At 53.3% G+C, this 20,040-nt stretch carries 13 protein-coding genes and 1 pseudogene; 10 read left to right on the plus strand and 4 right to left on the minus strand.

Translation table 11 applies throughout. The features are described 5' to 3' along the window. Both BLO51_RS09395 and BLO51_RS09400 read left to right on the plus strand, forming a co-directional pair. Positions 1 to 320: RNA-guided endonuclease InsQ/TnpB family protein (locus tag BLO51_RS09395; RefSeq protein ID WP_143006852.1), on the plus strand; the 320-nt coding region annotated here is incomplete at its 5' end. A 202-nt stretch (positions 321 to 522) separates the two neighbouring features. Then, on the plus strand, positions 523 to 1,545 hold the full coding sequence (locus BLO51_RS09400) for a hypothetical protein (RefSeq protein WP_090670259.1): 1,023 nt from the start codon (positions 523 to 525) through the stop codon (positions 1,543 to 1,545). A gap of 684 nt (positions 1,546 to 2,229) precedes the next feature. Here BLO51_RS09400 and BLO51_RS09415 read toward each other — a convergent pair. After that, complete coding sequence (locus BLO51_RS09415; protein WP_090670263.1) at positions 2,230 to 2,994, minus strand: phytanoyl-CoA dioxygenase family protein; 765 nt, start codon at positions 2,992 to 2,994, stop codon at positions 2,230 to 2,232. 133 nt (positions 2,995 to 3,127) lie between these two features. Here BLO51_RS09415 and BLO51_RS09420 point away from each other — a divergent pair, with 133 nt between their 5' ends. The 7 genes from BLO51_RS09420 (at position 3,128) to BLO51_RS09450 (ending at position 14,396) form a co-directional block, all read left to right on the plus strand. Then, positions 3,128 to 4,021, plus strand: a complete 894-nt coding sequence (locus tag BLO51_RS09420) for an AraC family transcriptional regulator (protein ID WP_167670148.1) — start codon at positions 3,128 to 3,130, stop codon at positions 4,019 to 4,021. A 634-nt stretch (positions 4,022 to 4,655) separates the two neighbouring features. Beyond that, a complete protein-coding gene (locus tag BLO51_RS09425) occupies positions 4,656 to 5,771 on the plus strand; it encodes an acyl-CoA dehydrogenase family protein (RefSeq protein WP_167670149.1) in 1,116 nt (371 codons plus the stop codon). A 73-nt stretch (positions 5,772 to 5,844) separates the two neighbouring features. After that, positions 5,845 to 7,023 (plus strand): acetyl-CoA C-acetyltransferase, encoded by a 1,179-nt coding sequence (locus BLO51_RS09430; RefSeq protein WP_090670269.1) that lies wholly within the window; start codon positions 5,845 to 5,847, stop codon positions 7,021 to 7,023. Between the two features lie 17 nt (positions 7,024 to 7,040). Beyond that, a complete protein-coding gene (locus tag BLO51_RS09435; RefSeq protein WP_090670271.1) occupies positions 7,041 to 8,171 on the plus strand; it encodes an acyl-CoA dehydrogenase family protein in 1,131 nt (376 codons plus the stop codon). 54 nt (positions 8,172 to 8,225) lie between these two features. Continuing rightward, a complete protein-coding gene (gene icmF, locus BLO51_RS09440; protein ID WP_090670273.1) occupies positions 8,226 to 11,483 on the plus strand; it encodes a fused isobutyryl-CoA mutase/GTPase IcmF in 3,258 nt (1,085 codons plus the stop codon). A 68-nt stretch (positions 11,484 to 11,551) separates the two neighbouring features. Then, the gene (locus BLO51_RS09445) at positions 11,552 to 12,412 is read left to right on the plus strand and encodes a 3-hydroxybutyryl-CoA dehydrogenase (RefSeq protein WP_090670275.1); all 861 of its coding nucleotides are present in this window, start codon (positions 11,552 to 11,554) and stop codon (positions 12,410 to 12,412) included. A gap of 73 nt (positions 12,413 to 12,485) precedes the next feature. Continuing rightward, positions 12,486 to 14,396, plus strand: a complete 1,911-nt coding sequence (locus BLO51_RS09450) for a beta-N-acetylhexosaminidase (protein ID WP_090670277.1) — start codon at positions 12,486 to 12,488, stop codon at positions 14,394 to 14,396. A gap of 78 nt (positions 14,397 to 14,474) precedes the next feature. Here the strand turns inward: BLO51_RS09450 and BLO51_RS09455 are convergent, their stop codons facing one another. The 3 genes and pseudogenes from BLO51_RS09455 to BLO51_RS09465 form a co-directional block, all read right to left on the minus strand. Next, complete coding sequence (locus BLO51_RS09455) at positions 14,475 to 16,010, minus strand: hypothetical protein (protein WP_174551224.1); 1,536 nt, start codon at positions 16,008 to 16,010, stop codon at positions 14,475 to 14,477. A 75-nt stretch (positions 16,011 to 16,085) separates the two neighbouring features. Further along, entirely contained in the window at positions 16,086 to 18,647 is a 2,562-nt protein-coding gene (locus BLO51_RS09460) for a YhgE/Pip domain-containing protein (protein ID WP_217266710.1), read from the minus strand. Positions 18,648 to 18,874: 227 nt separating this feature from the next. After that, positions 18,875 to 19,156, minus strand: a pseudogene (locus BLO51_RS09465) (PD-(D/E)XK nuclease family transposase); the annotation flags it as partial. Between the two features lie 187 nt (positions 19,157 to 19,343). Here BLO51_RS09465 and BLO51_RS09470 point away from each other — a divergent pair. After that, positions 19,344 to 19,823 (plus strand): NUDIX domain-containing protein, encoded by a 480-nt coding sequence (locus BLO51_RS09470; RefSeq protein ID WP_167670150.1) that lies wholly within the window; start codon positions 19,344 to 19,346, stop codon positions 19,821 to 19,823. Positions 19,824 to 20,040 lie beyond the last annotated feature (217 nt).

Here is a 20,040-nt window from a genome sequence, read left to right on the forward strand (position 1 = left end):
AACGGTATGATTGCGTAGTTATCGAAGATCTCAACATGAAGGGAATGTCACAAGCCCTTCATTTCGGCAAAAGCGTTGCCGATAATGCATGGGGCATGTTCACGACATTTCTCCAATACAAGTTGGAGGAACAAGGAAAAAGGCTTATCAAAATAGATAAGTGGTTTCCCTCATCCAAAACATGTTCAAGTTGCGGTCAAGTGAAGGAGTCTCTATCACTTTCTGAACGTACATTCCACTGCGATTGTGGTTTTGTAGCAGATCGAGACTGGAATGCTTCGATCAATATCAAGCGTGAAGGATTGCGATTGTTAGCATAATCATATATAGAGCATGGAACAGGCTCGATAGCTAAGTCAATTTCGTACCGTTGGGTACGATTACCTTAGAAGCCCCCACCTCTAAGCAAAGCGTAGGTGGCGGGTAGTTCACCGCAGATTGTGCTGGATTAAAGAAAGAGAGCATTAGAGAAACTTTTTTTAAAAGGTTTTTTTAAAATCTAAATTAGGATGTGAAAAAAACATGGTCAAACATAAGTCATCCTTACCTGTTTTGCTGATTGGTGCGACTGGGGTCGTAGGGAAATGGGGGGCTAAACACCTTCGTAGATTTCAACCAGACCTGCCCATTGTTGTAGGTGGTCGTAATCTAAGCAAATCAAAGGCAGTTGCTGATGAGATTGGAAATGCAACAGCTATAGCTGTTGACCTTAATCGCCTTGATCTTGGTCTTACTGAAGAAAACCAATTCAGTGCAGTAGGTATATTTTTTAGAGATAGAACATTCAATGCTCAAAAATTTGCTCAAAATAGATCGATTCCATTCGTCACCATTTCAGGAAGTGTACCAGTTATTGGAGAGGATATCGCAACCTATATACATGGCGCACAGTCCTCACCGGTAATCATTGCTAGTCATTGGATGGCAGGCATCCCTTCTACTCTCGCTATCCATTACGCTCAAGATTTCCATAGCATAGATCATATGGAGATTGTAGCAAATTTTGATCCGAATGACGAATATGGCGATGGTGGCGCTGACGAGAATCAATATCTTTTCCCGAATGATTCCAACCCACTTGTTATTAAAGACTCAGTCTGGACATGGGAACGCGATGAGAACAATATTACTCACTCCAATATTCAAGTGGATGGTATGAATAAAGAATCTACAGCCCACTCATTCGCAGACGTTCTTAGTATCGGAGCCTCTACTAAAACTAAATCATTTCGATTTGCTGTATCCATGAGTGAATCTTTTGGGTCCAAATATGGAAAGAGGGCTTCACATAATATAACGATTGAAGTACAGGGCAAGAATTTTGAAGGCATACCATCTACGCTAAGTCGCGAAATCATCAGTTCAAATGGCCAAGCTACTATGGTGGGGCTTGGTGCCGCTATCATTCTTGAGCAAGTTTTGGGGTTAGTTGATGGGAATACAGCTAAAGCCGGCTTATATTTCCCAGAGAATATAGTCGATGCCAAACACTTAGAAATGAGATTAAGTCAAATTGATGTACAGATTCGAGATTTGGCTATATAAAGTGCATTACTGTTAATGAATGAAATTTTTGTAATTTTGAGATCAGCAATAATAATCATTAATAAATCTATTGGTCATAAATGAAATGAATTATCCTAATGAACTTATCCGCTTGAGATGCCTACTGATTGATATGATTAAATAAATAAACGAGCCTTGAGGATCCAATCCTCAAGGCTCGTTGCCGTGCGCCACGCATGGCGATTACCTAGGCGGTGAAAGTCCGCTGTGGGGGCTGGTAGTGGTCAACCACTAGCCAAGGGCAAGGGTGTCCACCGCGAGGTGGAATCTGAAGGAAGTCGGAGGCAAACTTCCGACCCGAGGAACACGAACATCATCAGGCACAAAGCAAGAAGACGAGCTTGCCGCACAAAGCGAAGTCCAATACACTATCCGGACATGCTGGTGTAAATGGTGCGGGTACATGGAGAATATGCGGGAGCGCACATTCCTGAGAGGATATGGGAGTACGCAAACACAAGAAAGGGCTACTGGAGAATCTCCAATAGCCCGATCCTCTCGAAATCCCTAGGCAATAACACCCTCAAAGGTTTAGGCTTCCTCTTCTTTTTAGATTACTATCGACAAGTCCCTGCGTGAACTGAGGAATCGCCGTATACCGAACGGTACGTACGGTGGTGTGGAAGGTCGGCTATCCAACTAATCCGTTTTGCTTGCAAAAACCTAGTGAGCCCCTTTGTGTTCCTTGAATATCGGATTATGGCCACAAACCATAAGCCCCTGCCCCCAGTTCACGTGAACTTCTTCCGTCGGCAAATCCTCAGGATCGCGGTATTGGACCAGCACGTTTCTTCTCGGCCGTGTGCTTCGATTGACGTCGGAGCCGTGAATCGTTAAGTAATTGAAGAACAGGACATCTCCCGCACTTGCCGGGCAAGGCGTACCCGACGAGATCGGATACTCTTTATGGTTCAGATAGTGGGCTCCTACGTGCGGCATCGGGCCATTTTTATGCGTTCCAGGAATGACGCACAGACAGCCGTTTTCCATGTCGGAATCGTCCAAGTGGATACTTGCCGCGATCATCGAATGATTCGCATGCGGGAAATACGGATAATCCTGATGCATCGGGAACGCCGCGCCTTTTTCCGGGGGCTTGACCAGCATCTTGGAATGGTGGACTTGCACATTTGGGCCAATTAACCTGGATAGCACGGCCGACATGTTAGGATGGCATAGCGCCCGGGTAAAAACCGCGTCATGATAATGTACATCGTGGAAGCCCTTTAATACGAGCTTCTTCAACTGCTCCGGCGGCAAATAATCGCCTTGCCACGTGTCGCTTCGATCGAACTTCGATTTGGCCGCGCGGTCGATAATCGCATCTGTTGCGGTTCGCATCTCTTCTACTTCCTCGCTGCTGAATACGCCTTTCACCAACAAATATCCGTTTTCATGATAAAAATCAACTTGCTCCTGGGTAATCATCCTGTCAGCCTCCCCCAAATTGATGGATCGCTATCCATGATGTTATTGTAGAGAGAAACCGGCTGGTTGTATTTGATCAAATCAGTCAAGTCGTTGCACATTTCGGACATTCATGCCAAGGGGGAGCCGGATCATGTTCGATCATCCGCATAAAATTCAAGCCTATTTAAACGAAATCGTCCCGCGTCTCCGGAATCAATCCGCCTCCTTCACCATTCATTATTGGGGAATCGAACCCGCTCATTTTGACAACCCCGTTCATCAGCATTCCTTTTTTGAAATCTGCTATGCCCGGGAAGGAGAGGGGATATATATGGACGGTGACAAGCTCTTTCCCCTGCGTAAGGAAACGTTATTTTTATCGCGACCTGGCATCCGCCACCAAATCCGCAGTAAGCAAGGCATGTTTCTCCTGTATGTCGCTTTCGAAGTCGACGAAGAGAACACGGACCCTGCCATTGTCCGGCAGTTTCGGCAGCTTGCGGTTGCCGATCGCATTGTGATCTACGATACATACACGAATCCCACGACACTAATCTGGACCGCGCTTCTTAAGCATGTGCAAGAACCGGTCCCCATAACGGAGCACTACGTGAAGAGCGCTGCTCTGTCGCTATTATTCTCTTTCTGTTCCACCTTTCAAGCTGAAACTCCATCTTCGGGCCTTGGCGCTTCCGGTTATAAGCCAGCCGCCTATGCGTTGAGTCGGGCGATCCGGTTCGTGAAAGATAACCTTTCGCATTCGATGACGTTGGCGGAAGTGGCCGCTTATCTTCATCTTTCCAGCCGCCATTTGTCCCGATTGTTTCAACAGGAACTCGGAATGAGCTATATCGACTTCGTTCAACAAGAAAAAATTCGCCGAGCCGTGTATTTATTGAAGCACACCGATTTATCGTTGATCGAAATTGCTGAGAAATCCGGATTTTCCAGCATTCATTACTTCACGAGGTCGTTTTCCCGGAAAATGAGCATGCCCCCAGGCAAATACCGGGAGGCCATGCATGAAAAGAAGGCTTCGGAATAATGGCACGGGGCCTTTCCATCTTCGTTACACCAAATGTCGTGCAACCGTCGAATTTTTCCGAATCTACTACGAAACCGTTCCAAAAATTGTATTAAACGTAAAAATCGCGCCAGTCTTTATGGGCGGGAATTCGCTCATAATTTGCCAACCAATGTTTAATTAATACAAAAGAACTACTTCTATTTTTTTACCTCATATGATATATTTTACATGTCGTTCTTTGTTGTTAATTGATATGCTGGCCAGCATTCAACCTTCAAATTAAGAAACAACGGTAAACGGTGTTTGATTGAAACCCCATTTTTCAGTGTTGACTGACGTTCATTGGATGCGGCTTTTTGGTATGGTTAAAGCGCTTTTTAAATCCTGTATGAGAAAATGATTTGCAAGCGCTTGCAAGTCCAGCATGTGTAAAAAAATGAGCTCTCTGGAGCGAACAAATTGGATCTTCATCATGCGTCTCCCACCTCAGACTGTATTCCCTTCTATATTATCAATATCTCAATTTTTTCAAAAAGCTCACTTCACGGATTCAGGTTCCATTATGACATCATATTTATCCTAAATAGTACATAACATGGGGGTAGAATGCCGTTTCATCGTAAGTCCCTTTGCAGTTCAAAGGAGAGATTTCATGAGGTTCGAGTTTACGGAAGAGCAGGAAATGATCTGTGACATGGTGCGTGACTTTGTCGCCAAGGAAGTGGAAACGAAGGCCGAACAGCTGGACGAAGCGGAAGCGTTCGACCGCGGAATGTTCGACCAGATGGCGGCGCTGGGCTTTGCCGGCTTGCCTTGGCCCGAATCGGACGGCGGGGCCGGGGGAGGCTTCGCAAGCTACGTCCTGCTGCTGGAGCAGCTGTCTGGAGGATGCGCTTCGCTAGGGGCGGCGCTGTGGACGCATGTTCAGCTTGTGACGTGGCCGGTGTACAGGTTCGGGCAACATGGCGGAGCGAAGCAGTTGCGAGCGCTGATCGAGGGCCGGAAGCTTGGGGCCGGAGCGCTTCCCCCAAGGCCCGGAGGGCTTCCTCCGCTTGCCTTCACGCTGGCGGCGAAGCCGGATGGGGACGGGTACGTTCTCGACGGGACGCAGGAGTTCGTTATCAATGGCACGGAAGCCGACCTGTTCCTGGTATATGCGAATGTGGAAGGCGAGGGGGAACCCGAACGAACCGCCGCAATTCTCGTAGAACGGGGAATGCCCGGTTTGCAGGTACGGCCCGTTACCCAAGCTCTTGGCCTCCGTTCCTCTGGTATGGCTCATCTGACCTTCGACCGGTGCCGCCTATCCGGAGGACAGCTGATCGGCAGTGTCGGACAAGGGGCCGCCATCGCCGGGGAGACGTGGGCCAGCGCCCGATACGGCTTGGCTGCGCTGGCGGCCGGGATTGCGCATGGAGCTTTGAAGGCATCGCTGACTTACGCCAAGGAGCGGACGCAGTTCGGCAAGCCGATTGCGCGGCATCAGGCGGTGGCGTTCATGCTGGCCGAGATGTGCGCGGCTGCCGAGGCTTCGAGCCTCCTTGTCCGTCAGGCCGCGTGGAATGAGGACAAGGGGCTGGCTTATGCCGAACCGTCCGCTCGGGCGCTTGCTTTTGCGGCCGATGCCGCCATGGGTTCGACGACGAATGCGGTGCAAATCCTCGGGGGCTACGGCTATATGAAGGAGTACCGCGTCGAACGGTACATGCGCGATGCCAAAGCGCTGCACATGCTCAAGGGCATGGACGTATGGGCCGGAAGAGGATGACTTTCGAAGCTGGAAGGCGGGAAATTTTTTAGGATTACGCGGCTTTCTTACGGAAAGCCCGGAAGGAGAAGCCATGAGAAAATCTGTGATTGTTGGGGGAGCCCGCACGGCATTAGGGAAATTCGGCGGCGCATTGAAAAGCAAGCAAGCCGTCGAGCTCGGCGGCATCGCCATTGAAGGAGCTTTGGACAAAGCAAAGGTGGCTCCCTCCGAAGTCGATGAGGTCATTATGGGCATGGTGCTGCAGGGCGGGGCGGGACAAATTCCGTCGCGTCAGGCGGCGCGGCTGGCCGGATTGGACTGGCGCGTGCAGACGGAGACGATCAACAAGGTGTGCGCCTCCAGCATGCGCAGCATTACGCTGGCCGATCAAATCATTCGGGCCGGCGATGCGGAGACGATCGTAGCCGGAGGGATGGAAAGCATGAGCAACGCGCCGTACGTGACGGCCGATGCACGCTGGGGCTACCGCCTCGGAGACAAGAAGGTGACGGACCTGATGATACGAGACGGGCTGCACTGCGCATTTCAGCATGTCCACATGGGAGAGTACGCCGAAAGAATCGGCGCCGAGAAAGGCATCAGCCGCCAGCTTCAGGACGAATGGGCGCTGCGGAGCCATAGGCGAGCCGTGGAGGCGATACGGCAAGGGCTGTTCAAGGACGAAATCGTGCCCGTCGCTTGCGGGGCGGGATCTTACGCGGATGTCGATACGGATGAAATCCCCCGCGCCGATACGAATGCGGAGAAGCTCACCAAGCTGCCGTCCGCTTTTGTGCAGGGAGGCACCGTGACCGCAGGCAATGCTTCAGCCATTAGCGACGGGGCGGCCGCGCTGGTAGTCATGTCCGAGGAAAAAGCGGTCCGCGAGCGCTGCTCGCCGCTCGCCTCGATCATCGGTCATACGACCGTTGCCGTCGAAGCGCCATATTATACGATAACGCCTGGACTCGCCATTCAGAAGCTGCTGCAACAAACCGGCAAGTCCTTGCAGGAGATTGACTTGTTCGAAGTCAACGAAGCGTTCGCTGCAGTCATTCTTGCCAGCGGCAGTCTCGTCGGCTGGGACGAGGATAAGGTCAATGTCAACGGCGGCGCGATCGCGCTCGGGCATCCGATCGGGGCCAGCGGGGCCAGGATCGTTCTGACCTTGATTCATGCGCTGAGACGTCGCGGAGGCGGGCTTGGAATTGCGGCCATTTGCAGCGGGGGCGGACAAGGGGATGCGATTTTGCTTCGGGTGGATGAATAAGGGGGAGTTGACGTCTGATGGAGCTCTGTTTCACGGACGAACAGGAGCGCTTCCGGAGCAAAGTGCGCGAATACGCCGCTAGCCGGATCGCTCCAACCGTCCCGGCTATGGAGGAGTCCGATGCTTTTCCGCGTGCGCTCGTCAACGAAATGGGCGGCTGCGGCCTTCTGGGGCTGCCGGTTCCCCGGGAATGGGGCGGAAGCGGCGCGGATATGATTTCGTATATGATCGCCATCGAGGAAATATCCAAAGCAAGCGCCACGGTTGGCGTTATTTTGTCCGTCCACACCTCGGTTGCGACCTTGCCTATTCTGTATTACGGGACGGAGGAGCAAAAAAAGAAATACCTTCCAAAATTGGCCTCGGGAGAATGGCTTGGGGCGTTTGCTCTGACGGAGTCCCATGCCGGCTCCGATGCGGCCAAGATCAGGACGTCCGCCCTTCGGGACGGCGAAGACTACATCCTGAACGGATCGAAAGTGTTCATTACGAACGCGGGCGAAGCGGACGTGTATATCGTTTTTGCCGCGACCGATCCGGGACAAGGGGCTTCCGGGGTCAGCGCTTTTATGGTCGAGAAAGCTGCGCCCGGCTTCCGGGTGGAGAAGAAGGAAAAGAAGATGGGTCTGCGCGGCTCCAATACATGCGAGCTGACCTTTGACCAGGTCCGTCTTCCCGCCGAACAGCGGCTGGGGCAGGAAGGACACGGATTCGTCATGGCCAAGTCGATTCTGGACGGGGGGAGGATCGGCATCGGCGCACAGGCGCTCGGCATTGCCAGAGCCGCCTTGGAGTATACCGAGCGCTTCGTGAAGGCGCGGTATCCGACAGAGCGGCAGCATGCGGTGGAGCCCGTTCTGACGGGGCTGGGTGCCCGGGTTGATGCCGCAGGCCTGCTTGTGTACCGGGCTGCCTGGCTGCGGCAGAATGACAAGCCTTGTGCGAAGGAAGCTTCCATGGCCAAAATGTTCGCCAGCGATACCGCCATGGCGGTCACGACGGATGCGCTGCAACTGCTCGGCGGCAGCGGATGGACGAACGAGCATCCGTTGGAGCGATTGTTCCGCGATGCGAAAGTGACGCAAATTTACGAGGGGACCAACCAGATTCACCGGATCGTTATTTCCAACGAACTGTTGAAGTCGTAAGCGGCGGAAGTCCTGCGACAGTACTTCGATTTTTCGCTATGAGGAGAGATTTGTTTGGAAACTGCGCGAGTGTATCGAACAAAGCACAAGGCCAGGTTTGTTACCGCTTCCGCTTTGTTTGACGGTCATGACGTCTCGATTAATGTGATGCGCCGGATATTGCAGGCTAGCGGCGCGGAGGTCATTCATCTGGGGCACAACCGGTCCGTGGACGAGGTTGTGCAAGCGGCGATCCAAGAGGACGTGCAGGGCATCGCCATTTCCAGCTACCAAGGCGGGCATGTTGAATACTTCCAATACGTAATCGATCTATTGAAGGAGAGGGGCACAAGCCATATCCGCGTATACGGAGGCGGGGGCGGCGTCATTATTCCTTCGGAAATGAAGCGGCTGCACGACTATGGCGTCGTCCGTATTTTCTCGCCGGAGGACGGAAGAAAGCTGGGGCTGCAAGGCATGATCGATGTCATGCTGGAGGAATGTGACTTTTCAACGGTTGCGGGCTACGTGCCCGATCTGGAGGAACTGAGGCAGGGAAATCACCACGCCATCGCACAAAGCATCACGGCCGCCGAGAGCTTGAGCGTCGCGTCTGTTCCTTCCAGCCCCGAGCTGCATGCCGTGTTCGAGCAGATGAAGGGCTGGCCGTCCGACGCCCCGGTCGTCGGGATCACCGGTACGGGCGGCGCGGGAAAAAGCTCGCTCACGGACGAATTGGTCCGCCGTTTCCTGCGGCATTATCCCGACAAGAGCGTCGCCATCCTGTCCATCGATCCGACCAAGCAGCGGACGGGTGGCGCTTTGCTGGGAGACCGTATCCGCATGAATGCGGTGCATTCGGACCGCGTCTATATGCGAAGCCTGGCGACGCGCAATTCGGGCAAGGAGCTGTCGCAGGCGATCCGCGAAGCGTTAGCGGTGGTCAAGGCAGCGGGCTTCGATTGGATTTTGGTGGAAACGAGTGGAATCGGGCAGGGAGATCACCAGATTACGGAAATTTCTGATCTGACGCTGTATGTCATGACCAGCGAATTCGGCGCGCCTTCGCAGCTGGAGAAAATCGAGATGCTCGACTACGCCGATCTGATCGCGATCAACAAATTTGAACGAAGAGGCTCGGAGGATGCGCTGCGCGAGGTGAAAAAGCAGGTGCAGCGAAGCCGCGGATGGTTCGAGCAGCCCTACGAAGTGATGCCGGTGTACGGGACGATCGCAAGCCAGTTTAACGACGCCGGAGTCAACAGGCTGTTTACCGCGCTCATCTCCGAGATGAACCGCAAATGCGGCGGCGACTGGCCTGTTCCGGATTTCTCAACGGAGAAAAGCTTCAAGAAGCAGGTCATCATTCCCGGCGAACGGATTCGGTACTTGGGAGAGATCGTGCAGACCGTTCGCAGCTACAAAGCTTTCGTCGACAAGGAAGCGGAATTTGCGCGCGCCTGCTACCAAATCGAAGGAACGATGCAAGCGATGAAGCTGGAGCACGCGACGGAGGACAGCATCACCATGCTGCAGGAGCTGAAAGAAAAGTACGAGCAGCGCCTGCACCCGGGGACCCGGACGCTCTTAGCCCGCTGGCCGGAGCTGCGCAGCCGGTATGCGGGCGCGCAACTGGTCACCAAGGTCCGGGACAAAGAGATCGTCACCGAGCTTGTGACCACCAGCTTGTCCGGGCTCAAGATTCCCAAGGTATCCCTGCCCGGCTTCTATGACTGGGGCGATCTGGTGAGTTGGCTGTACCGCGAAAATGTCCCGGGAACGTTTCCTTACACGGCTGGCGTATTTCCTTTCAAACGGACGGAGGAGGACCCGAAGCGTCAATTCGCGGGCGAGGGAACCCCGGAGCGGACGAACCTCCGGTTTCATTACTTGTCGAAGAACGATTCGGCCAAGCGGCTCAGCACTGCGTTCGATTCGGTGACACTGTACGGCGAGGACCCCGACTACCGGCCGGACATCTACGGCAAGATCGGGGAGAGCGGCGTCAGCATCTGCACCTTGGACGATATGAAGAAGCTGTACGCCGGGTTCGATTTGTGTCATCCGCTGACCTCGGTCTCGATGACGATCAACGGCCCTGCGGCCATCATTCTGGCGATGTTCATGAATACGGCGATCGACGGCCAGGTGGACCAATTCCGTCAGGAGCAGGGGAGGGAACCGTCCGACGAGGAAAGGCGGCAGCTCGCCAAGGAAGCACTGAAGCAGGTTCGCGGAACCGTGCAGGCGGATATATTGAAGGAGGACCAGGGGCAAAATACGTGCATCTTTTCCACGGAATTCGCGCTGCGGATGATGGGCGATATTCAGCAATATTTTATTGATCACGAGGTGCGGAACTACTACTCCGTGTCGATCTCCGGCTACCACATTGCGGAGGCCGGGGCGAATCCGATTTCGCAGCTCGCCTTCACCTTGGCGAACGGCCTTACGTACGTTGAATACTACTTGTCCCGGGGCATGCACATCGACGATTTTGCGCCGAACCTGTCGTTCTTTTTCAGCAACGGGCTCGATCCCGAATACACCGTGATCGGCCGGGTGGCGCGACGGATCTGGGCTACGGTGATGCGAGAGAAATACAAGGCGAACGAGCGCAGCCAGAAGCTGAAGTATCACATCCAAACCTCGGGCCGGTCGCTGCATGCGCAGGAAATCGATTTTAATGATATCCGCACGACCCTGCAGGCGCTGCTCGCGATCATAGACAACTGCAATTCGCTGCATACGAACTCCTACGACGAGGCGATCACGACGCCGACAGAGGAATCGGTGCGCCGGGCGATGGCGATTCAGCTGATCATCACGAAAGAACTCGGACTCGCCAAAAGCGAAAATATGCTCCAAGGTTCCTTCGTGATCGAAGAGATGACGGATCTGGTGGAGGAGGCCGTCCTGCTTGAGCTGGAGCGAATCAGCGATCGGGGCGGCGTGCTCGGGGCGATGGAATCGCAGTACCAGCGCGGGAAAATCCAGGATGAATCGCTGCTGTACGAAACGAAAAAGCACAACGGCGAGCTCCCGATCATCGGCGTGAATACCTTCCGGAATCCGAACCCGCCGGTAGACGATCTGCCGATTCCGATGGCCCGCGCCACCACTGGGGAGAAGGAGCAGCAGATCGCCAATCTGCGCGCGTTTCAAGCGAAGCATCAAGACGAGGCTGCGGCCGCTTTGGCGAGGCTCCAGCAGACCGCTTTGAACGGGGGCAACATGTTTGCCGAGCTGATGGAAACCGTCAAGGCCGCCAGCTTGGGGCAAATTACGCATGCGCTTTATCAAGTGGGCGGGCAGTACCGCCGAAATATGTGATCGCTGCGGGGAGCGGCAGGGACCGTTAATAAATAACATATTAAAATGAAAAATGGGAGGCGTGGAGCATGGCGATACAGACGGTTATGGTGATTGGCGCAGGGCAAATGGGCAGGGGCATTGCCCAGGTCGCCGCAGCGGCAGGATTGAACGTCCTGCTGCACGATATTGCCGAAGCGTCCCTTCATCAGGGCATCAACAGTCTGACGAAAAGTCTTGCCCGGAGCGTGGAGAAGGGAAAGCTTGCCGAAGAAGAGAAAACAAGCATTCTGGCGCGGATTCTCCCTTGTGCCCAGTTGGATCAAGCGGCTCAGGCCGATTTGGTCATCGAAGCGATTATTGAAAGTATGGACCATAAAACGACGCTGTTCAAGCGATTGGACGACCATTGCCCGCCGCATACGATCCTTGCTACGAATACGTCCTCGCTCCCGATTACGGAGATCGCCGCCGTGACCGGGCGGCCTTCGCAGGTAATCGGCATGCATTTCATGAATCCGGTTCCGGTGATGCCGCTGGTTGAAATCATCCGCGGCCTGGAAACCTCCGACGAGGTATTCGGGCAAATCCGCGATTTGGCCGAGCGCATGGGGAAGACGCCCGTTGAGGTGAACGATTTTCCTGGCTTCGTATCGAACCGCGTCCTGATGCCGATGATCAACGAGGCGATTTATACCGTCTACGAAGGCGTTGCGGCTCCGGAAGCGGTGGACAAGGTAATGAAGCTGGGAATGAACCATCCGATGGGGCCGTTGGAGCTGGCCGATTTCATCGGGCTGGACACGTGCCTGTCCATTATGGAGATCCTTCACCACGGCTTCGGAGACAGCAAATACCGTCCCTGCCCCTTGCTGCGCAAATACGTCAAAGCCGGCCGGCTTGGCCGCAAAACGGGCAAAGGTTTTTATACTTACGATTCATCCTTGTAAAACATTTCCTAAACCGCAGCTTTCTCTTATAATAGAAGAAGATAGGATACTTGAACAAGGAGAGGAAGCACAGATGAAGCTGCGGTTTGAAGGAAATTTAAACGTTTTATGGCCGGGAATTCGCGCATTGTCACAGGAGCTTCAGATTGTTGAGGCGGAAGACGGCATCGTCGTCCGGGTCGAGCCGTCGTCCGGCGAGCTGGAAGTCGGCATGGAGCAGGGGAAGGCCTATATTCGCTACGGTCAAAAGCATCAGTTCTTTCGCGGGCTTGGGTTTCTCGTACAGCACGGCCTTCATGGGGAGCCGTTTCACCTTCGGGAGAAGCAGCAGTTCGATACGATCGGACCGATGTTTGATTTGTCCCGCAATGCGGTGTTGACGCTCGACAGCTTCAAATTTATGCTTCGCAAGATGGCTTTAATGGGATTAAACAGCGTTATGCTGTATTTGGAAGATACGTACGAAATTAGCGAAGAACCTTATTTCGGCTATATGCGCGGCCGGTACACGCAAGCGGAGCTGAAAGAGATTGACGATTACGCCGACCAATTCGGCATCGAGGCGTTCCCGAGCATCCAGGCCCTGGCGCATCTGGAAGAGTTCTTGAAGTGGGAGCCGGTGAAGCATTACAAGGATACGAAAGGCGCGCTGCTGGTCGGTGACGAGCGGACGGACCGATTGGTCGAACAGATGATCGAGGCCGCTAGCGCTCCGTTCCGCAGCCGTAAAATCCACATCGGCATGGACGAGGCGGAAGAGGTCGGCCGCGGCAAATATTTGGACCGCAACGGCTACACGAGCCGGTTCGAGATTATGATTGCGCATCTGGACAAAGTGCTGGACATGACGCGCCGCCGCGGTTTGAAAGCGATGATGTGGAGCGATATGTTCCTGAAGCTCGCTTCGCAGAACGGCAGCGATTACTATGACATGGATACGCAGATTCCGGAGGAGATGGCGCGCCGCATTCCGAAAGATGTGGACATGGTGTACTGGGATTATAACCACATGGAGCAGGAGGACTACGAGAACCTCATTGCCAAGCACCGTCCCCTCGGCTGCAACTTGGTGTTTGCCGGCGCCGTCTGGGTGTTTAACACGTTCGGGGTCAATTACGGCTTGTCGTTGAATGCCTCCGATGCCGCTCTGCAGGTGTGCAAAAGAGAAGGCATCCGCGAGGTTTATGCGACGATGTGGGGCGACGACGGCATGGAGAGCAATCCTTTTGCGGCGTTGCTCGGTCTGCAGCTCTACGCGGAGCATGCGTATTCGGAAGCGAAGCCGGATCAGGCGAAGCTGGCGGAGCGGGTCAAGTTCTGCACCGGTATCGAGGCCGACGCCTTCCTGACATTCAAGGATTTGGACGAGGTGCCCGGCTCCGAGCCGAACAACCGGATGCAGAGCAATCCTTCCAAGTTTTTGCTGTACCAGGACGTGCTGCTCGGACTGTTCGACAAGCAGATCGAAGGACTGGACTTGTCCGCGCATTATACGAAGGTGGAGCAGGATATCCGCAGCCGTCGCGTCAAGGAGGCTGAGCTGGATTACTTGTTCGAGGTGCCGGAGAGGCTGTGCGGCGTGCTGAAGCGGAAGAGCGAGATCGGCATCGAGCTCAAGCGGGCATACGACGATAAGGATACGGGGACGCTGCGGCGCATCGCGACGGAAGTGCTGCCGGAGATTGCGGAAGCGGTCCGGGAGCTGCGGGCCGCCCATCGCGCCCAGTGGCTGCGGATGTTCAAGCCGTTCGGCTGGGAGGTCATCGATATCCGCTACGGCGGAGTCGTCAACCGGCTGGATACGGCTTCGTTAAGGCTGCTCGATTATGTGGAGGGCCGGATCGGGCAGATCGAAGAGCTGGAGCAGGAGCGGCTCGTGTACAGCTCGTCCAATCGGTTCAACAACCGCGGCGTCGGCTGGTGCAGCTACTATTACCGGATGGCGTCGCCCAACGTCTTTTTCCATGTGATGAACCCTTTTTAAACAGAACGAAGCAAGGGAAGCGCTCGCTGCTATAGCGGGGCTTCCCTTTTTTACTTATTGCGTTAAAGGTTACCGGCGTTAAAAATCGCGCAGCTTATCGAACGTGTCGAACAGCTTATCCACGTCCACTTCGACGCCCGCAGCAGACAACTGCTGCCGTGCCCCGTTGAGCAGATCCTCCAGCACCGTATAAATTTCCTCGCGCTCCACCGTTTCGATAAAGCCGCTTCTACGGTCCATTTTATTGAACGCTTCGGTGTAATCGGACACTAATGTGTCCAGCGCAGACTCCGCCTCGGCTGCCGTCATGCCGCCGCCCCGAATTTGTTCCGCTAACGTCGTTATGGCCGCAAGTGTCTTTTTGTACAGATTCATTGCTTTCTTGGCCCGAGCCTCCGTGATGTTGTCCCGTCCGTCCCAGTCGCGGAAAGGATTATTGAAATTTTCGGCCAGCCATTCGGGCTTGCGCGGCTTGGTGATCGACAGGTCCAGACCTTTGGGAACTTCTTTCTTGTACTTGTCCTTAATCGCTTTGGCGGCGTCGGCGGGCAGGCTTTCCATCCACAGCCAAGTAAGGTTCGGCAGCCGATCCGGACCGGGGAATGCTTCGCCGGAGAAGCCGAATATATCGTAGGTGCTGAATAATCTAAGGTTCGTTAATTGTTCGAGTTGTTGAAGATTAACGATGTTGCCGGGTTTGCCCTCTAGGTCCAGCTCCTTCAACTGAGGGTAGCTTCGGACGATCGGCCCAAGATCCAGGTCTTTCACCTGTTTCACGTGCAGCCCCGACAAACGTTCGAGACCGCATACCGGCGGTACGTTATTCGTAAAGGCGGCCGTCAGACATTGTCCGCCGTCTTCGGCATGGATTTTCAGCTTGGGCGAGGGGGTACCCGTTAACGATAGAAAGGTTAACCCTTTATTTAAAAACAGCTCTTCCAATCCGTCCGCCTGAAGGATCAGGCGCGCCAAGCTGCTGCTTCGGAGGTCGATCGACGTATAGCCGTGGTTCTCCAACCGAAGCTCGTATATAAACGGATTGTCGTTAACATACGACAGCAGCGACTCATAGGGACGGTCGGCGGCGATGCGCGTCAGGCAGGGCAGCTGTTTCAGTTCGGACAAGTCGGAGAACTGCTGGAGCGTGGCGTCACGGATTTCGCTGGTCGAGCGGGCCATCTGCACGCCACCCACGACAACCGGCGTATTGTCCATTGCCGCTTCCTTGAACGAACGGCGTCGGTCTTCGGGAATGCCCCGCCACTTCAATTGGTAGACCATACTGCTGCCTGTATGCCAACCGCTGTATCTGCTTGTATCTTCGGTGACGAGCGGAGGCCGGTTTCCTGCCAAAATGTAATGTTTGGGGACCTGCGGGTTGACATACGAATGTTCAAGCTGGTCGTTCGAAAAGTGGTCGCAGTACAGCGGTTTCATCTTATCGAGCTCTTCTTCCGTAGGCAGCTTGTCCCCGGTCCAGTCAAGCTCCAGCACGGCGGCCAGCGGCTTACCCCACTTTTCCTTGATTCCGGTGACCTGACACGCGGCATAGCGCTGCAACTGCTCGACGTATACGCAATATATATCTCCGATATTCGGCTTCAATCCGATCATCCTTTCCATTTGTGGGTTCGGCCATTCCGGCGCACAAGAAAAAATCGCCAACCTCCGGAGGCTGGCGTATTTTCCTCAGTGCCCTATTACTCCTGAATGATGCAACTGCTTGGAGTACTTGCTCAGAAACGATGTGAGTGCTGGTTTGAACATATAACCTATGACCAAAAAAGAGACGAAAAATCCGACCAACGTCCAGACGTCCCTCATCAGCGTCGGGTAGCTTACCCCGGCGAGCGCTTCGCGCAGCCCGCTGATCGCATAGGTAAACGGCAGCATCGAATGAATCGTTTGAAAGAAAGCCGGTGTCACCTGAATCGGGAACGTACCCCCCGAGCCGGCGAGCTGGAGCACCAGCAGAACAACGCCGATCGATTTGCCGATATTGTTAAAGAGCGTGACCAGCGTGTATATGATCATGGAAAATACAACACAGTAAAGCACCGTGAGCCCGATGAACAATCCGGCCTCTTGAATGCCGATTTTCAGCAAAAAGATATCTCCAAGCGCTACGATAAGCCCTTGCAGCACGGACAAGGTAGCAAACAAAAGATATTTGCCCAGGTACTCTTCATGCGAGGTAAAGCTGAAATCCGCCGGTTGGAACTTGGCGGTGAGCAGAGACGTGAGCAGCAGACAACCGACCCACAAGCTCAGCGTCGTATAGAAAGGAGTCATACCCGCTCCATAGTTCGAGATCGGGAATAACGGGTGCGTGCTCATCGTCACCGGAAGAGCAAGGAAGTTGTTGTCTGCGATGCCCCGGTTTTTCAGCAGCTGGATCATGTCCTTGACATCAACCGTGCTGTCGATTTTTTGGAAGACTGCCGTCAGATCGCTCAGGCGCTGCTGAAGGTCCGGCACGCGCTCTTTGAAATTCCGGATATCGTCCACCGCTATTTTGCCCCCGGATGCCATGCCTGCCATCAAGTCCTTCGCCGCAGCCAAATCCTCCTGCGTGTTGCCAAGTATTACGTTCACATCGGCGAGAAGATTCGAGCCTTTTTGCAGATAGGATTCCGTTTTCGGAAACAGGGTTTGGTCGAGCTCAAGTGACAGTTTGCCGATACTTCCCGCAATCGCAAAGTTCATCCGGGCCAGATCCGGCAGTAATTTTTCCAGGTTTTGATTCTGCGCGATATTTTTCCGGAGATCGGCCGTCTTGCCCTTCCACTCCTCCAGCCTTTGAGCCAGGCTTTTCAAGTCCTTGCTAAGCTGAAACGAGCCTTTTGCGGAGGATTGAGCCAACGAATTTGCATTTTTAAGAAGTCGGTTTATCATGTTGCTAATCGAGTCGATGCTTTTGGACAGCTTGCCGTCCACATTGGCTTTTTTATAGGCCAGCGTCGTACTTAAGTTTCTCGTAAACGAGCTAATCCCGGAAGACAGCTGCCGTATGTTTTCCAGATTGTCGCGAAGACGGGCAAACGTCCGGATATTCAAGGCTTCATCAATCGGAGCAAGTAGCTCATTGACGGCGGTCTGAAATTTGGTGATCTTATCCAAGATCCGATCATTGACCGGCTGCAGCTTATTTAAAATCTTCTCAGCCGCACCAACATCCTTGATATTCGCTTTTAAATCCGTCAGAAGCCCCCGGAACAAGTTCAGCTCCATTGCGATATCAGACGCTAATTCGAGGGTTTCGTTGGGCACGGTTACGCCCGCTTTTTCCAGCTGTTCCGAAGAATCCTTCACCCGCTGCTGCAACTGATCGAGATCTGTGACGGCATTATCAAGCTGAGTAAGCACCTCCGGTTTGTACAGCGTCAGCTGTTCGTTCAGGTCCTCGGTCGTCTCGGCTAACTTGTTGAAAATCGTCTGGAGCAGATACAGGTTCTCTTTCACATCCGGCGCGATTTCTTTAATGTTGCCGCTGGCCGTGTACATATCCTTGCTTAGTCCATCGTTCAGCTCAATGAGTTTGCCGAGCGTATCCTGAACCGCAGGAACATGATCCGCCGTCTTATTCAGCTGGGTAAAACCGTTCTCCGCCCGGTTCAGCATCTCATCCAGATTTTGATTCAGCTTCGGCATATTTTCATTCAGGACGTAGAGCAAATTTTTGTATTTTTCGATTTGCGGGTACCGCTGATCCAGCTCGGCGCCGGCTTGATTCAGTGTTTCGAACACTTTTTCCGTCACCGTCTTGATAAAGGTGGTGCTGATCTCCCTCTGGATCGTCGAGGCGCCAGCATCCGTCATTTTCGAGGCGATGGCATTCTCTTTTTCATTAACGTAATATTCCAGATCGGGCTTGACCGGCTGGTCGCTAAGCATCGTGCTCATTTTCAGCGAAAAATCGTCGGGAATTACAATGGTGGCGTACACCTCGCCATTTTCCGCCTTGGCTATGCCCTCGTCTTTCGTATTATAGAAGGTCCAGCCGAGCTTCTCGTTCTGCTTCAGCGAGTGGACGATTTCGTCCCCGATGTTAAAGGTGATCCCTTTGAGCGTGCCGCCGGTGTCGTTATTGACGACCCCGACCTTGATGCCCTTCGTATTGGCGTAGGGGTCCCAGGATGCATAAATGTTAATCCAAGCGTAAAGCGATGGCAGCATAATAAGCCCGCAGACCACCGTCAGGGTGACCCAATTCGTAACAATACGCCGGATATCGTGAGTATATATGCGCAAAACTGTTCGTAGAGAAACTTTTCGCATCGCGTTCAGTACCTTTCATTGTGCCGGGAGAACAAGGCTCCTTAGATTTTACGTATAGGTACGTATAGTATTGTATTATACAACATTCCAGGCGCGTTTGAAGCGATATAATTCAAGGAGAATCTCCGTGCCAGTCCACTATGTCCTTCAAGCAAAAAAACGACAACCTCGAAAGGCTGGCGTTCGTATCCAAAGATGGATTACATCGGTTTCAAGGCGTGAATCTCTTCTTCCGTTAATCCGGTTGCTTTAACGATCAATTGAATATCGAGGCCCATCGACAGCATGTTTTTGGCGACTTCAATTTTTCCTTCCGTCTTCGCTCCTTCAATCATCGAAGCTTCGTCGTGCAAATATTTTTGCCTCGCTTCGTACAGCCTGCGGGCCTCGGCGTCCTGACTCAGGAATTCGAGCGTCGTCATCGCCTTCTTCAATGTCGGTTCGTTCATGGCCAGCAGCACATCTTTATTCTCCTCGCTGCCGAAAATTCGTTTGAACACAAAGTCGTTCCGCGGGTCCAGCAGTTCCGTCATCCTGATCATCTCCAATCACTAACATTATACCACGCTGCGATTTCGTTAGACACAGGATTTAGGAGAACGGAAAAGTCGGCCTCGCTCTTTTTGGACCTTGGCAGCATACACTACTCCTATGGGAGGTGGAGCGGGTATGCCGGCAAAAACGATCATTCGGGCAGGCCTTGTCATTTTCGACGATGCCGGCAAGGTTCTTCTGGTTCGTCATGCGGATGGGAAAAGGAAGTGGGGGCTGCCGGGAGGCCGGCAAAGGGAAGGAGAGGCGGCATGGGAAACCGCCATCCGGGAATGCCAGGAAGAAATCCAGGTGGTGATGCATCCCGCCGATTTTACGTTGTCGGGCATCTATTATTTATCCGGGCGCAACGCCTATGTTTTTGATTTTAAAGTAACGGAATGGGAGGGGACGCCCGTACCAGACGGGAAAGAAATCGCGGAAGTCGGATTTTTCTTGGTGGATAAGCTCCCTGCGCCCATCTCCAAGTTTACCGCGCAAAGGATACAAGATGCCGCCCGCAATCAAGGGGAGGTCCTCTTGCGGAAACAGCAAGTCAAGTCTGAGTTGAATACGGCCAATAGGGCCGTTTATCGATTGTCCGAAACAGATATGTAGCGGCGAAAAAAGCTCCGTCATAGCTTCATGATGGAGCTCTTTGCATGCTTCAAACCTTAGATACGCTTCCTTCAACGCTCCTGCCTGCGCAAGGCTTGTCCGGGTCATTTACAGTATCTTAACTTGACCCTATACCCCTTTAGACCTATATTTATGACAAATGTACAAGCCAAGAACAAATGTTAAAGTTAAAAGCGATGGAAAACGACAACTTGAG

It is taken from the genome of Paenibacillus tianmuensis, from assembly GCF_900100345.1.
GTDB lineage: Bacteria > Bacillota > Bacilli > Paenibacillales > NBRC-103111 > Paenibacillus_G > Paenibacillus_G tianmuensis.